Source organism: Saccharothrix espanaensis DSM 44229 (genome assembly GCF_000328705.1).
Classification (GTDB): domain Bacteria; phylum Actinomycetota; class Actinomycetes; order Mycobacteriales; family Pseudonocardiaceae; genus Actinosynnema; species Actinosynnema espanaense.
On record NC_019673.1, the window covers coordinates 5,208,559 to 5,225,443 of the forward strand.

Genomic DNA, 16,885 nt, shown 5'->3' on the forward strand with positions numbered 1-16,885 from the left:
CTACTGAGATGACGACATGGCACGACGGTGGCGAAGGCGGCCGCGACGAGCAGGTGGCGATCGTCGGGGTGTCCTGCCGGCTGCCCGGGGCGACCGGGCCCGCGGCGTTCTGGGACCTGCTGAGCAGCGGTCGCAGCGCGGTGACCGAGGTCCCGGCCGACCGGCGGGACGGGATCTCCGGCCCGCTCCGGCCGGCCGGCGGCACCCGGTTCGGCGCGTTCCTGGACGCGGTCGGCGACTTCGACGCCGGGTTCTTCGGGATCTCGGCACGCGAGGCCGCGGCGATGGACCCCCAGCAGCGGTTGGTGCTGGAACTGGCCTGGGCGGCGTTGGAGGACGCCGGGATCGTCCCCGCCGACCTGGCCGGCAGCACCGCGTCGGTGTTCGTCGGCTCGTTGCGCGACGACTACGCCGGACTCGTGCTCAGCGGCGGCGACGGCGCGATCACCCAGCACACCAACACCGGCACGCACCGGGCGATCATCGCCAACCGGGTCTCCTACGCCCTGGACCTGCGCGGGCCGAGCGTCGTGGTGGACACCGCGCAGTCGTCGTCGCTGGTCGCGGTGCACCTGGCCGCGCAGAGCGTCCGGTCGGGCGAGTCGCCGGTGGCGATCGCGGCCGGCGTGAACCTCAACCTGCTGCCGGAGGGCGCACTCGGCGCGCAGCGCTTCGGCGGGCTGTCGCCGGACGGGCACAGCTACGTGTTCGACGCCAGGGCCAACGGCTACGTCCGCGGCGAGGGGGCGGCGGTCGTCGTGCTCAAGCCGCTGTCCGCCGCCCTGGCCGACGGGGACGACGTCTACGCGGTCGTCCGGGGCAGCGCGGTCAACAACGACGGGGCCACCCGGGGCCTGACCGTGCCGAACCCGCAAGCCCAGGAACGGGTGGTGCGGGCCGCGTTGCGGCGCGCCGGCCTCACCCCGGAGCAGGTGCAGTACGTGGAGCTGCACGGCACCGGGACTCCGGTCGGCGACCCGGTCGAGGCCGCCGCCCTGGGCGCGGTGTTCGCCGGCCGGGCGGGCGGGGCCGACCCGCTGCCGGTCGGGTCGGTGAAGACCAACATCGCCCACCTCGAAGGGGCCGCCGGGATCGCCGGCCTGCTCAAGGCCGTGCTCGGCATCCGGCACCGCCGGCTGCCCGCCGGCCTGGACTTCGCCACCGCCCACCCGGACATCCCGCTGGCCGAGCTGGGGCTGCGGGTCACCACCGACCTGGCCGACTGGCCGCACCCGGACCGGCCGCTGGTCGCCGGGGTCTCCTCGTTCGGCATGGGCGGCACGAACGCGCACGTGGTCCTGGCCGAACCGCCCGCCCGCGCCGCGGACCTCCCGGCCGGTGAGCCGGAGACCCGGCTGGTCCCGGTGCCCGTGACCGGGAAGACGCCCGCCGGGCTGCGGGCGCACGCCGCCCTGCTGCGCGACACCGCCGGCACGCCGCACGACCTCGGGTTCTCGCTGGCGACGACCAGGACGGCGTTGCGGCACCGGGCCGTCGTCCTGGCCGCGACCGCCGAACAGCTCCGCGCCGGCCTCGACGCGGTGGCCAACGGCACGACCGCGCCGAACGTCGTGTCCGACGGCGACCACGCCGGCGACGCGCTGACCGCGCTGGCGGCCGACTTCGTCCGGGGCGAGGACGTCGACTGGGCGGCGGCGTACGCGGGGGTCCGCGCCACGCGGGTCCGGCTGCCCGGCTACCCGTTCCAGCGGGAGCGGTTCTGGACCGGCGAACACCGTGCGCCAGCCGCCGGTCCCGGCATGTCCAACTCCGCCGGTCCCGGCATATCCGACTCCGGCACGTCCGACCCGGCCGGCCTGGTCACGGCGCAGGTGGCGGCGGCGCTCGGGGCGGGCGACCCGGACGCGGTGGACCTGGACAGCACGTTCCGCGACCTCGGTTTCTCGTCGCTGATGACCGTCGAGCTGATCGAGGACCTGGCCGCCGCCACCGGGCGGTCGTTGGCGAGCGGACTGCTGTTCGACCACCCGACGCCCCGCGACCTGATCGCCCACTTCGCCGAGGTCGGGATCGAGCCGGGCCGGCACGCGCCCCGCCCGCTCCCCCGGTCGGCCGGCGCGCGCGACCGGGACGAGGACGCGATCGCGATCGTCGGCATGGCGTGCCGGTTCCCGGGCGGGATCGAGTCCCCGGAAGACCTGTGGCGGGTGGTGGCCGAGGAGCGGGACGTGGTCGGCCCGTTCCCGACCGATCGGGGCTGGCAGCCGGGCGAGGGGTACTCCCGGGTCGGCGGGTTCCTCGACACCGCGGCCGAGTTCGACGCGGCGTTCTTCGGGATCTCGCCCCGCGAGGCGCTGGCCATGGACCCGCAGCAGCGGGTCCTGCTGCAAACCTCGCAGGAGGCGCTGGAACGGGCCGGGATCGACCCGAGGTCGTGGCGCGGCAGCCGGACCGGCGTGTTCGTCGGCGGCACCGCGGCCGACTACGGCCCGCGGATGCACGAGGCCGGCGACGACACCAAGGGCTACGTGCTGACCGGCACGACGACCAGCGTGCTCTCCGGCCGGATCGCCTACCAGTTCGGGTTCGTCGGCCCGACCCTCACCGTCGACACGGCGTGCTCGTCGTCGCTGGTCGCCCTGCACCTGGCGGTCCGGGCGCTGCGCGCCGGCGAGGCGTCCGCGGCGCTGGCGGGCGGCGTGACGGTGATGGCCACGCCGGGCATGTTCGAGGAGTTCTCCCGGCAGCACGGCCTGGCCGGGGACGGGCGGTGCAAGCCGTTCTCGGCCGACGCCGACGGCACCGGCTGGGCCGAGGGCGCGGGCGTGCTGGTGCTGGAGCGGCTGGCCGACGCCCGGCGGGCCGGGCGTCCGGTGCTCGCCGTGATCCGGGGCAGCGCGATCAACTCCGACGGCGCGTCCAACGGCCTGACCGCGCCCAGCGGCCGGTCCCAGCAGCGGCTGATCACCGCCGCGCTGGCCGACGCCGACCTGGCCGGCTCCGAGGTCGACCTGCTGGAGGCGCACGGCACCGGCACCTCGCTGGGCGACCCGATCGAGGCCGACGCGGTGCTGGCCACCTACGGGCAGGACCGCGACGTCCCGCTGTACCTGGGTTCGCTGAAGTCGAACATCGGCCACGCCCAGGCGGCGGCCGGGGTCGCGGGCGTGATCAAGGTCGTGCAGGCGATGCGGCACCGGGTGCTGCCGCGCACTTTGCACGCCGACGTCCCCACCCCCCGGGTGGACTGGGCGTCCGGCCGGGTCGAGGTGCTGACCGGCGCGCGGGAGTGGCGGTCGGAGCGGCCGTTGCGCGGCGCGGTGTCCGCGTTCGGGATCAGCGGCACGAACGCCCACGTCGTGCTGGAGCAGGGCGAGAAGTCGCCGACCGCGCTGGTGTTCACCGGTCAGGGCGCGCAGCGGGCCGGGATGGGCCGCGAGCTGTACGCGGAGTTCCCGGTGTTCGCGCGCGCCCTGGACGAGGTCTGCGCCGAGTTCGACCCGTACCTGGACCGGCCGCTCAGGGACGTGATGTTCGACGTCGGAGCCGCCGACGAGCTGAACCGGACCGCTTTCACGCAGCCGGCGCTGTTCGCGTTCGAGGTGGCGTTGGCGGCGCTGGCCGCCGCGCACGGCCTCGTCCCCGACCTGCTCGCCGGGCACTCCGTCGGCGAACTGGCCGCCGCCCACGTGGCCGGGGTGTTCTCGTTGCCGGACGCGGCGAAGCTGGTCGCCGCGCGCGGCCGGCTGATGCAGCGGGCCCGGTCCGGCGGGGCGATGATCGCGGTGGAGGCCACCGCGGCCGAGGTGGTCGGCACGCTGGTCGACGGGGTCGTGGTGGCCGCGGTGAACGGCCCGGTGTCGGTCGTGCTCGCCGGGGACGCCGACGCCGCCGAGGCGGTGGCCGCCGGGTGGCGGGAGCGCGGGCGGCGGGTCACCCGGCTCACCGTCAGCCACGCCTTCCACTCCCCGCACATGGACGACGTGCTCGACGAGTTCCGGGCGGTGGCCGGGTCGGTCGACCACCGGCCGCCGCGGATCCCGGTGGTGTCCACGGTGACCGGGCGGGCGCTGCCGGCCGACGTGAGCGGGTACGCCGAGCACTGGGTGGCCCAGATCCGCGGCACCGTGCGGTTCCACGACGCCGTCACGGCGTTGCGCGACGCCGGCGTGGTGGTGTTCGCCGAGATCGGCCCGTCGGCCGCGCTGACCCCGCTGATCAGGTCGGCCGGGGTCACCCGGGTCGTGCCGCTGGGCCGCTCGGCCGGGTCGGAGCCGGCGGTCTTCGCCGCGGGCCTGGCCCGGGTGCGCGGCGAGGAGCCCACGCACCCGTTCCGCCGGGACCGGTACTGGCTGCCGCCGCGCCCGGCGCGCGGCACGTCCGGCCACCCGCTGCTGGACTCGGTGGTGGAGCTGGTCGACCGGGACGAGGTGGTGCTGGCGGGCGCGCTGTCGCTGCCCGACTTCCCGTGGCTGGCCGGGCACGTGGTGGCCGGCGCCGCCCTGCTGCCCGGCACGGCCTTGCTGGACCTGGCGCTGTTCGCGGGCGAGCGGGTCGGGCTGCCCGAGGTGGCCGACCTGACGTTGGAGAGCCCGCTCGGGCTGCCCGGTTCGGGCGCGGTCGAGGTCCAGGTCACCGTGCGGGACCGGCGGGTGGCGATCCACTCGCGGCCGGCGGGGGACCGGGAGTGGACCCGGCACGCGTCCGGGCTGCTGGCCGAAGGCGCGCCGGTCGACCCGGCCGACCGGCTGGACTGGCCGCCCGCCGGCGACCCGGTGCCGGTCGAGGACGCCTACGAGCTGCTGGCCGGGCGTGGGTACGCCTACACCGGCCTGTTCCAGGGGTTGCGGGAGGTGTACCGGGACGGCGACACCGTCTACGTCGAAGCCCGGCTGCCCGACGAGCACCTCGGCGCGGACCCCGGTTTCCTGCTCCACCCGGCCCTCGTGGACGCGGTGCTGCACCCGATCGTGCTGGGTCTGGTCGACGGCGGCGAGGGGCTGCGCCTGCCGTTCGCGTGGAGCGGGGTGCGGGTGCACGGCGGGGTCGTCGGCGGGGCGGTGGTGCGGGCCCGGATCACCCCGACCGGCGGCGACGGCTACGAACTGCTGCTCGCCGACGCGACGGGCGCACCGGTCGCCGTGGTCGACGGGCTGGCCTTCCGGGTGTCGGCGGGTTCCGCGACCGTCCCGCTGTACGAACTGGGCTGGCAGCCCGTGGCCGGCGGCACCGCCGGCCTGGTCCCGACCGTGGTCGACGTCGTCCCGACCGACGACCCGACGGCCGCCGTCGCCCGGTACCTGCGGGCGATCCGGGAGTGGGTGGCCACCGAGCGCGACCCGGCCGAACGGCTGGTGCTGCGCACGCGCGGCGCGGTGGCCGTCGAACCCGGGCAGCCCGTCACCGACCTGGCCGCCGCCGCGGTGTGGGGGCTGGTGCGCACCGCGCAGAGCGAGCACCCGGACCGGCTGGTCGTGGTGGACACCGACACCGACACCGACCCCGACACCGACCCCGACGCCGACGCACCGGAGGACGCGGTGGTGGCGGCGGTGCGGACCGGGGAGCCGCAGGTCGCCGTGCGCGACGGCGTCCTGCTGGTCCCCCGGCTGGCCAAGGCCGCCGCGCGCGGCACGACCGGGCCCGGACTCGGCTGGGACCCCGACGGCACGGTCCTGATCACCGGCGGGACCGGCGGGTTGGGCGCGCTGGTCGCCCGGCACCTGCACCACCGGCACGGCCTGCGCAACCTGCTGCTGGTCAGCAGGCGTGGCCCGGACGCGCCCGGTGCGGCCGGGCTGGCGGCGGAGCTGCCCGGCGCGCGGGTGGTCGCCCTCGACGTGACCGACCGGGCGGCGCTGGCCGGTCTGCTCGCCGACGAGCCGCTCACCGCCGTGATCCACACCGCCGGGCTGCTGGCCGACGCCACGATCTCGGCGTTGACCGAGGAGCGGATCGGCGCGGTCATGGCGGTCAAGGCGGACGCCGCGCGGCACCTGCACGAGCTGACCGCGGACCGCAGGCTCGACGCGTTCGTGCTGTTCTCCTCGATCTCCGGCCTGCTCGGCACGCCCGGCCAGGCCAACTACGCCGCCGCCAACAGCTACCTCGACGCGCTGGCCGCGCACCGCCGGGCCGCCGGGCTGCCCGGCACGTCGCTGGCCTGGGGCCTGTGGCAGGAGGGCATGGGGCAGGGGCTCGGCGAGGCCGACCTCGGCCGGTGGACCCGGTCCGGGGTGACGCCGCTGACCGCCGCGCAGGGGCTCGCCCTGTTCGACCGCGCGGTGTCCGGGGACGTGGCGCTGCCGGTGCCCGCGATCCTGCACCCGGCCCGGCTCGCCGACCCCGTGCCGGCGCTGCTGGCCGATCTGGTCCGACGGCGGCGAGCACCCGCCGCCGCCGAACCCGCCGGGACCGCGCTTACCGGGCCGGCGCTCACCGGGAAGCGGGCCGTCGAGCTGGTCCGGGCGACGGCGGCCGCCGTCCTCGGGCTGGGCGACCCGAACGCGGTCGACCCGGCCAAGGCGTTCCGGGAACAGGGGTTCGACTCGCTGGCCGGGGTCGACCTGCGCAACCGGCTGATCGCGGCCACCGGCCGGCAGCTCCCGGCCACCCTCGTCTTCGACCACCCGACGCCGCTGGCGCTGGCCGCGTTCCTCGCCGAGGGCGCGGCACCGCCCGGTGGCGCGACCCGCGCGGTGCGGGCCCGGACCGACGAGCCGATCGCGATCGTCGGCATGGCCTGCCGGTTCCCCGGCGGGGTGCGCTCGGCCGACGACCTGTGGCGGCTGGTGCTCGACGGCCGGGACGCGATCTCGGAGTTCCCGACCAACCGGGGCTGGGACCTCGACGGGCTGCACCACCCCGACCCGGACCGCGCCGGCACCAGCCACACCCGGCACGGCGGGTTCCTGCACGACGCGGACCTGTTCGACGCGGCGTTCTTCGACATGTCGCCGCGCGAGGCCCTGGCCACCGACCCGCAGCAGCGGCTGCTGCTGGAAACGGCGTGGGAGACCTTCGAGGACGCCGGGATCGACCCGGCCGTCCTGCGCGGGAGCCGGACCGGCGTGTTCACCGGCGTGATGTACGACGACTACGCCTCCCGGCTGCCCGGCACGCCCCGGGAGGTCGAGGGCTTCCTGCTGGCGGGCAACACCTCCAGCGTGGTCTCCGGCCGGCTGGCCTACACCTACGGCCTGGAGGGGCCGGCGATCACGGTCGACACGGCGTGCTCGTCGTCGCTGGTCGCGCTGCACCTGGCCGCGAACGCGCTGCGCTCGGGCGAGGTCGACCTGGCGCTGGCGGGCGGCGTCACGGTGATGGCCGGGCCGAGCACGTTCGTCGAGTTCTCCCGGCAGAACGGGCTGTCGGCGGACGGCCGGTGCAAGTCGTTCTCCGCCGACGCCGACGGCACCGGCTGGTCCGAGGGCGTCGGTCTGCTGCTGGTCGAACGCCTCTCCGACGCCCGTCGCGACGGGCACCGGGTGCTGGCCGTGCTGCGCGGCTCGGCGGTCAACTCCGACGGGGCCTCCAACGGCCTGACCGCGCCGAACGGGCCCGCCCAGGAGCGGGTGATCCGCGCGGCGCTGGCCGCCGCCGGGCTGACCGGCGCGGACGTCGACCTGGTCGAGGCGCACGGCACCGGCACCCGGCTGGGCGACCCGATCGAGGCCCAAGCGCTGCTGGCCACCTACGGCCAGGACCGGGCCGAGCCGGTCCGGCTGGGGTCGCTGAAGTCCAACCTCGGGCACGCCCAGGCCGCCGCCGGGGTCGGCGGGGTGATCAAGGTGGTGCAGGCGCTGCGGCACGGCGTCCAGCCGCGCACGCTGCACCTCGGCGAGCCGTCGCCGCACGTGGACTGGTCCGCGGGCGCGGTCGAGCCGCTCGCCGAGCAGCGGGACTGGCCCGACCGGGGCCGGCCGCGCCGGGCGGCGGTGTCGGCGTTCGGGATCAGCGGCACCAACGCCCACGTGATCCTCGAACAGGCCGGGGACACCGCCGGTCCGACCCGGACGGCGGCCGAGCTGTCGGTTCCCGGCGACCGGCCGGAGGCGGGCCCGCCGGTGCTGCCGCTGGTGCTCTCGGCCCGCACCGAGCAGGCCCTGCGCGCGCGGGCCGCGCACCTGCGGACCCACCTGGACGAGCACCCGGACCTCGACCTGGTCGACGTCGCCGCGACCCTGGCGACCCGGCGCGCCCGGCTGGACCAGCGGGCCGTCGTGCTCGGCGCGGACCGGGACGCCCTGCTGCGCGGCCTCGACGCCGTCGCGGCCGGGGCACCAGGTCCGGGCGTGGTCCAGGGCGGCGGGCCGGGGCGCGGCGCGACGGCGTTCCTGTTCACCGGGCAGGGCGCGCAGCGCACCGGGATGGGGCGCGAGCTCTACGAGCGGTCGCCGGTCTACCGGGCCGCGCTCGACGAGGTGTGCGCGCACCTGGACCCGGTGCTCGACCGGCCGCTGCGCACGGTCCTGTTCGCGGAGCCGGACAGCGCGGACTCGGCCCTGCTCGACCAGACCGCGTTCACCCAGGCGGCGCTGTTCGCGGTCGAGGTGGCGCTGCACCGGTTCGCCGGGCACTACGGCGTCACCCCGGACTACCTGCTCGGGCACTCGGTCGGCGAGGTGGTCGCGGCGCACGTGGCCGGGGTGTTCGACCTGGCCGACGCCTGCCGGCTGGTCGCCGCGCGCGGTGCCGCGATGCAGTCGGCCCGGGACGACGGGACGATGGCCGCGCTGGAGGCGACCGAGCGCGAGGTGCTCGACTCGCTGCCGGCCGGGGCGACGATCGCCGGGGTGAACGGCCCGCGCGCGGTCGTGGTGTCCGGTGACCACGCCGCCGTCACCGCGATGGTCGAGCGGTGGTCGGGCCAGGGCCGGCGGACCCGCCGGCTCGCGGTCAGCCACGCCTTCCACTCGCCGCACCTGGACGAGGTGCTGGCGGGCTTGCGGGCCGCGCTGGACACCGTCACCTTCCACGAGCCGCAGATCCCGGTCGTGTCGAACGTGACCGGCGAGATCGCTTCCGCCGGCCTGCTCACCTCGCCGGACTACTGGGTGTCCCACGTCCGCGAGGCCGTCCGGTTCTTCGACGGCGTGCGGGCGCTGCGCGGTGCCGGGGTCACCGACTTCGTCGAACTGGGCCCGGACGCGGTGCTGTCGGCGCTGGCCTCCCAGGCGATCGCCGACGACGAGGGGGTGGGCGTCTCGGTCCCGTTGCTGCGGTCGGGCCGCGGTGACGTCGAGGCGGTGTTCGCCGCGTTCGGCGCGCTGCACGTGCGGGGCGTGCCGGTCGACTGGTCGGCGGCGTTCCCGGCGACCGGGCTGGTGCCGTTGCCGCGCTACCCGTTCCAGCACCGCCGGTACTGGCTGGAGGCGCCGTCCTCGGCGCACCCGCTGCTGGGCACGGCGGTGGACCTGGTCGACGGCGGGACCGTGCTGAGCGGCGAAGTCGGTGCCGCCGGGTGGCTGGGCGACCACCGGATCCGCGGTGCGGCGGTCGTCCCCGGCACGGCGCTGCTGGACCTGGTGCTGCACGCCGGGGCCCTGGTGGGCTGTCCGGCGGTGGCCGAGCTGACCGTGACCGCGCCGGTGGTGCTGCCCGACGACGGGGCCACGTCGCTCCAGGTCCGGGTGGAGGCCGCCGACCCGGGCGGCGGCCGCGCGGTGGTCGTCCACGCGCGGCCGGCGGGCGGGACCGGCGAGTGGACCCGGCACGCCCACGGGCTGCTGGTCGCCGAGCGGCAGGCTCCGCCGGCCGAGCCGGGACCGGCCGGGACCGAGGTCGACCTGGCCGGGGTGTACGAGCGGTTGCGGGAGCACGGCTACCACTACGGCCCGGCGTTCCGGAACCTCCAGACCGTGCACCACGACGGTGACGACCGGTTCGTCGAGGTGGAACTGCCGGCCCGGTACCGCGGCGAGGCGGGCCGGTACGGCGTGCACCCGGCCCTGCTCGACGCCGTGCTGCACGTGCTGCTGCCCGGCGTGGTCGACGCCGGCGCGGTGCCGGTGCTGCCGTTCTCCTGGGCCGGGGTGACCCGGCACTCGACCGGCGCGACGGCGGTGAACGCGCGGGTCACGGTCAGCGGGAACACCGCCGCCCTGGCCGTCTTCGACCAGAACGGGCACGCGGTGCTGACCGTGGACGAGCTGGTCCTGCTGCCCGTCGGCGGGAGCTCTTCACCCACCGGGACGCACACCGTGCGCTGGCGGGAGGCCGGCGAGCCCGCCGGGTCCGCCGAACCCGCTGTGCCCGCCCTGCCCGTTGTGCCACACCGGGTGCCGGTCCCGGCCGGGCCGGACGTCCCGGCGGCGGCCAAGGCCGCGGTGCGGCAGGTGCTCGGCGAACTCCGGGAGGCGCTGGCCGGGGACGACGGCAGCCGGCACGCGTTCGTGATCGGCCCGGACCTGGCGCACGCCGCCGTGCGCGGCCTGGTCCGCAGCGCCCAGGCGGAGAACCCCGGCCGGTTCGTGCTGGTCGAGGCCGACGGGTCGGTGACCGAGGACCGGCTGGCCGCCGTGCTGCGGACCGCCGAGCCGGAGGTGGCGATCCGGGGCGGCCGGGTCCTGGTGCCCCGGCTGACCCGCCCGGCCGGTGGCCCGGCCGGCACTCCCCCGGTCGCCTGGTCCGCCGGCCCGGTGCTGGTCACCGGGGCGACCGGCACCCTCGGCGCGGTGCTGGCCCGGCACCTGGTGGTCCGGCACGGGGTGCGGAGCCTGGTGCTGGTCAGCCGGCGCGGTGCGGCCGCGCCCGGTGCGGCCGAACTGCGGGACGACCTCGTCGCGCTCGGTGCGGCGGTGAGCCTGGTGGCCGCCGACGTGACCGACCGGCAGGCCCTGGAACGGGTCTTCGCCGACCACGAACCGGCCGCGGTGGTGCACACGGCGGGAGTGGTCGCCGATGCCACGCTGACCGGTCTGACCGACGACCGGCTCGACGCGGTGCTGCGCCCGAAGGTGGACGCGGCCTGGCACCTGCACGAACTGGCCGGCGACAGGCCGCTGGTCCTCTACTCCTCGGTCGCCGGGCTGCTCGGCACCGCCGGGCAGGCGAACTACGCGGCGGCCAACACGTTCCTGGACGCGCTCGCCGAGCACCGCCGTGCGCTCGGCCTGCCGGCGGTGTCGCTGGCGTGGGGCCTGTGGGCGCGGTCCAGCGGCATCTCCGGGCAGCTGACCGACGCGGACCTCCAGCGGCTGGCCCGCTCGGGCCTGCGCCCGCTGGAGACCGCCGAGGCGCTCGACCTGTTCGACGCCGCCGTCGACGCGGGTCCCGCCGTGCTCGCCCTGACCCGGTTCGACCGGGCCGCGCTCCGGGGCCGGTCCGACCTCCCCGCGCTGCTGCGCGACCTGGCCGGGCCGGCGACGGGCGCGGCCCGCGTCGACGTGCCCGAGGAGGCGTCCCCGGTGGTCGACACCGAGGACTTCCCGACGCTCGTCCGCGAGCAGGTCGCCGCGGTCCTGGGGCACGCCGAGGCGAGCGAGGTCGAGGAGCACCGATCGTTCAGCGAACTCGGCTTCGACTCGCTGACCGCCGTCGAGCTGCGCAACCAGCTCGGGACCGCGCTCGGCCGGCGGCTCTCGCCGACCGTCGTGTTCGACCACCCCACCCCGGCCGCGCTGGCCGAGCACCTGCGCGGTCTCGTGGTGGCCGCCGAACCCCGTGCCGACGCCGTCCGGCCGGTCGCCGCGACCGGCCACGACGAGCCGATCGCGATCGTCGGGATGGCCTGCCGCTACCCCGGCGGCGTCGCCTCGCCCGACGACCTCTGGCGGCTGGTCGCCGAAGGCCGGGACGCCACCTCGGGGTTCCCGGTGAACCGGGGGTGGCCGGCCGACCTGCACCACCCGGACCCGGACCACCCCGGCACCTCCACCACCGACCGGGGCGGGTTCCTGCACGACGCCGACCTGTTCGACGCGGAGTTCTTCGGCCTGTCACCGCGCGAGGCGCTCGCAGTGGACCCGCAGCAGCGGCACCTGCTGGAAACCACCTGGGAGGCCGTGGAGCACGCGGGCCTGGACCCGCAGGCGCTGCGCGGCAGCCGGACCGGCGTGTTCGTCGGGGTCATGTACAGCGACTACGGGTCCCGGCCGGACCTGCCGCCGGACGGCGTGCAGGGCTACCTCTACAGCGGCAGCGCGGGCAGCATCGCCTCCGGCCGGCTGGCCTACACCTTCGGGTTCGAGGGGCCGACCCTCACCGTGGACACCGCGTGCTCGTCGTCGCTGGTCGCGGTGCACCTGGCCGCGAGCGCGCTGCGGCGCGGCGAGTGCGACCTCGCGGTGGCCGGCGGCGCGACGGTGATGTCCACGCCGACGCCGTTCGTGGAGTTCTCCCGGCTGCGCGGGCTGGCCCCGGACGGCCGGTGCAAGTCGTTCTCCGACGACGCCGACGGCACCGGCTGGTCCGAGGGCGCGGGCATGCTGCTGCTGGCGAAGCTGTCCGACGCGCGGCGCGACGGGCACCGGGTGCTGGCCGTGCTGCGCGGCTCGGCGGTCAACTCCGACGGCGCGTCCAACGGCCTGACCGCACCGAACGGACCCGCCCAGGAACGGGTGATCCGGGCCGCGCTGGACGCCGCCGACCTGCGCCCGGCCGAGGTCGACCTGGTCGAGGCGCACGGCACCGGCACCACGCTCGGCGACCCGATCGAGGCGCGGGCGCTGTTCGCCACCTACGGGCGGGACCGGGCCAACCCGGTGCTGCTGGGGTCGCTGAAGTCCAACCTCGGGCACACCCAGGCGGCGGCGGGCGTCGGCGGGATCATCAAGGTGGTGCAGGCCATGCGGCACGGGATCGCCCCGGCGACCCTGCACGTGGGCACCCCCTCCCGGCACGTCGACTGGTCGGCGGGCCAGGTCGAACTGCTGACCGCCGCACGGGAGTGGCCGCGCGGGGACCGCCCCCGCCGGGCCGCGGTGTCCTCCTTCGGGTTCGGCGGCACCAACGCGCACGTGGTCGTCGAGGAGGCCGAGCCGGACCCGGTCGCCGCGCCTGCGACCGGACCCGCGCTGTGGGTGCTGTCCGCCCGCAGCCCACAAGCCTTGGCGGACCAGGTCGATCGGGTCGCGGCACTGTCCACTCCGGACGCCCTGTACACCTTGGCCACCCGGTCCGCGATGCCCTACCGGATCGCCGCGACCGAACCGAGGGCCCTGCGCGACGCGGTCCCGGTGCGGGCGGCGGGCGGTCGGCTGGCGTTCGCGTTCACCGGGCAGGGCACGCAACGGATCGGCATGGGACTCGAACTGGCCGCCGCGCACCCGGTGTTCGCCGAGGCGTTCGACGCGGTCCTCGCGCACTTCGACGCCCCGCTGCGCACTCGGGTGCGGGACGCGATCGCCTCCGGGGAGGGACTGGCCGAGACCGGCACGGCGCAGCCCGCGCTGTTCGCCGTCGAGGTGGCGCTGTTCCGGCTGGTCGAGTCCTGGGGCATCCGGCCGGACCTGGTGCTGGGCCACTCGGTCGGCGAACTGGCCGCCGCGCACGCGGCCGGGGTGCTCGCCCTGCCGGACGCGGCCAAGCTGGTCGCCGCCCGGGGCCGGCTCATGCAGGCGCTGCCGCGCGGCGGCGCGATGGTCGCCGTCGAGGCGTCGCCGGGTGGGCTCGACGGGGTGGACCTGCCCGCCGGGGTGGCGGTCGCCGCCGTCAACGGGCCGTCCTCGATCGTGCTGTCCGGCGTCGAGGAGGCGGTGGTGTCCTTCGTGGCGCGGCAGTTCGGCGGCCGGCGCACCAAGCGGCTGACCGTCAGCCACGCGTTCCACTCGCCGGCGATGGAGCCGATGCTGGCCGACTTCCGGGCGGTCGCCCGGGAACTCGTCTACCGCGCCCCGACCGTCCCGGCGGTCTCCACGGTCACCGGGCGGCACGCCGGGGGCTGGACCGACCCGGAGTACTGGGTGGACCAGGTCCGGGCGACCGTGCGGTTCCACGACGCGGTGCGCGCCGCGTCGGACGAGGGCGTGCGGACGGTCCTGGAGGTCGGCCCGGACGCGGTGCTCACCGGCATGGTCGCGGCGGGCTTCCCGGCCGACGACCCGGGCGGCCCGGTGGCCGTGCCGCTGGTCCGGGCGGGCCGGGCCGAGCCGGAGACCGTCGTGGCGGCGCTCGGCGCGCTGTTCACCCGGGGCGTCGTGATCGACTGGCGCGCGGTGTTCCCCGGCGCGCGGGCCGTCGACGCGCCCACCTACGCCTTCCAGCGCAAGCGGTTCTGGCTGCGCCCGACCGGGCGGGCCGACGTGGCCGGTGCCGGTCTGCGCGGCGCGGAGCACCCGCTGCTGGGCGCGGCGGTCGACCTCGCCACCGGCGGCGGCGGTGTCACGGTGTCGACCGGGCGGCTGTCGCTCTCCACGCACCCGTGGCTGGCCGACCACCGGATCGGGGACGCCGCGGTCGTGCCCGGCGCCGCCCTGGTCGAACTGGCCGCGTCGCTGGGCGCGGTGGCGCAGTTGACCGTCACCGCACCGGTGGTCGTGCCGGAAGTCGGCGCGCTCACCCTCCAGGTGGTGGTCGACGGTGCCGACATCACGATCCACTCGCGGGCCGGCGACGACGGCCCGTGGACCGAGCACGCCGTCGGCACGTTCTCCGGCGGCCGGGCCGTGCCGGAAGCCGAGCCGTGGCCGACCGACCTGGCCGAGGTGGACCTCACCGGCATGTACGAGCGGGTCGCCGGGCACGGCTACCGGTACGGCCCCGCCCTCCGGGGCCTGCGGGCGCTGTGGCGGCACGACGGCGAGCTGTTCGCCGAGGTCGAGGCACCGCCGGCGCTCGGGTCGACCGCCGGGTTCGCCGTGCACCCGGCGCTGCTGGACGCGGTCCTGCACCCGCTGCTGCCCGGCGTCGCGGACGACCGGCCGGCCGCGCTGCCGTTCGCCTGGTCCGGGGTGCGCGTGCACGCCGGGCCCGGCGGGGCTGTTCTGCGGGCCCGGATCACCCCCGAGGGCGCGGATTCGGTGCGCCTGCTGGTGACCGACGAGCAGGGACGCGTCGTGGTCGAGGTGGACGAACTGGCGCTGCGCCCGCTCACCGGCCCGCTCACCGGCCCGCTGACCGGCTCGGACCTCGTCCACGCCCCGGTCTGGCAGCCGGTGCCCGACGCGCCGGGTGCCGGGGCGGCGCTCGTCGTTCTTCGCGACGACGTCGTGCTGGTCCCGTCCGGTGCGGGAGATCTGCCGCAGCGGGCCCGGGACGCGGTCCACCACGTGCTCGGCGTGCTGCGGGAGCGGCTGGCCGCCGACACCGGACGCGGGCTCGCCGTGGTGGTCGGCCCCGACCTCGCGCACGCCGGCGTGTGCGGCCTGGTGCTCAGCGCCGCGACCGAGCACCCGGGCCGGGTCGTGCTGGTGGACCACCCGGGGTGGGACGGTGCGGCCGACGTCCGGGAGCCCGTCGCGGACCTGCTGGCGCGGGTCGACCGCGGTGCCGAGCCGCAGGTGCGGGTCGACGGCGGGCAGGTGCTCGTCCGGCGGCTGGTGCGGCAGCGGCACGTCGCCGAGTCGGGGCCCGGGGTCGACTGGAGCGCGGGCACCGTGCTGGTCACCGGCGCGAGCGGCGCGCTGGGCGGGGAACTGGCCCGGCACCTGGTGACCCGGCACGGCGCGCGGTCGCTGCTGCTGGTCAGCCGGAGCGGGGTCGCCCCGGAGCACCTCGGTGACGTCGAGGTCGTCGCGGCGGCGTGCGACGTCACCGACCGCGCCGCGCTGGCCGACCTCGTCGCGCGGCACCGCCCGGTCGCCTTCGTCCACGCCGCCGGGACGCTGGCCGACGGCACGCTCGACGGGCTCGCCGCCGACCAGGTCGACGCCGTGCTCCGGCCGAAGGTCGACGCGGCCTGGCACCTGCACGAGCTGGCCGGCGACAAGCCGCTGGTCCTGTACTCCTCGGTCGCCGGCCTGCTCGGCACCGCCGGCCAGGCGAACTACGCGGCGGCCAACACCTTCCTGGACGCCCTGGCCGAGCACCGCCACGCGCTCGGCCTGCCCACCGTCTCGCTGGCGTGGGGGCTGTGGGAGGCCGGGATGGGCGGCGGCCTGGCCGAGGCGGACCGGCGGCGGATCCGCGCGCTGGGGCTGCGCCCGATCGCGGTGGCCGAGGCGCTGGCCGCGTTCGACTTCGCCACGTCGGCGAGCGCCGACTCGGCGGTCGCCGGCGGGCGGACCCCGGTGTTCGCCGTGACCGGGGTCGACCGGGCGGCGCTGGGTGCCGCGCCGAACCCGCCCGCGGTGCTGCGCGACCTCGCACCGCGTCCCCGGCGGGCCGCGGTGGTCGCCGACCGGCCGGGTCCCACCGAACCCGGTGACGAGGTCCGGTGGGACCGGCCGGGTGCCGTGCTGGACCTGGTCCGCCGCGAGGCCGCCACGGCGCTCGGGCACGACGGCGTCTCGGCGATCGGCTCGGACGTGCCGTTCACCGAGCTGGGCTTCGACTCGTTGACGGCGGTCGAGCTGCGCAACCGGCTGGCCGCGCTGACCGGGGAACGCCTGCCGGCCACCCTGGTGTTCGACCACCCGACACCGGTCGCACTGGCCGAGAACCTGCGCGGGATCGTCGCGGCCCGGCGGTCGGCACCGCTGCTCGACCAGGTCGAGGCGCTGATCCGGGACGGTGGGCTGGACGCGGCGGCGATCGCCCGGCTGCGGGAGCTGGTCGGGGTCGCGCCCGCCGCGCCGTCCTTCGCGGAGCAGTTCGGCCGCGAGCTGGACGACGTGGCCGACGAGGACCTGTTCGCCTTGGTGGACGAACTGGACTGAGCCCCGCGAAACGATGCGGAAAACGGGGTGCGGTGCGGCCGGAAATCGCACGCACCGCACCCGAAGAGATCGGCGCCGGCCACCCTTCGCACTATGCTGACCATTGCGCCGACCGCCGGTCGGCGTATCACCCCGCCGCCGGAATCACCACTCCCGCTGATAGGATC

At 76.9% G+C, this 16,885-nt stretch carries 1 protein-coding gene; it reads left to right on the plus strand.

Features of this window, described 5'->3' with window-relative positions; all coding sequences use genetic code 11:
- Positions 1-8: 8 nt before the first annotated feature.
- Positions 9-16,718, plus strand: a complete 16,710-nt coding sequence (locus tag BN6_RS49005) for a type I polyketide synthase (protein ID WP_051075686.1) — start codon at positions 9-11, stop codon at positions 16,716-16,718.
- The last annotated feature ends 167 nt before the right edge of the window (positions 16,719-16,885 follow it).

Coding starts and splice junctions, on each gene's coding strand:
- BN6_RS49005 (WP_051075686.1), top strand. CDS start 9: ATGACGACATGGCACGACGGTGGCGAAGGCGGCCGCGACGAGCAGGTG.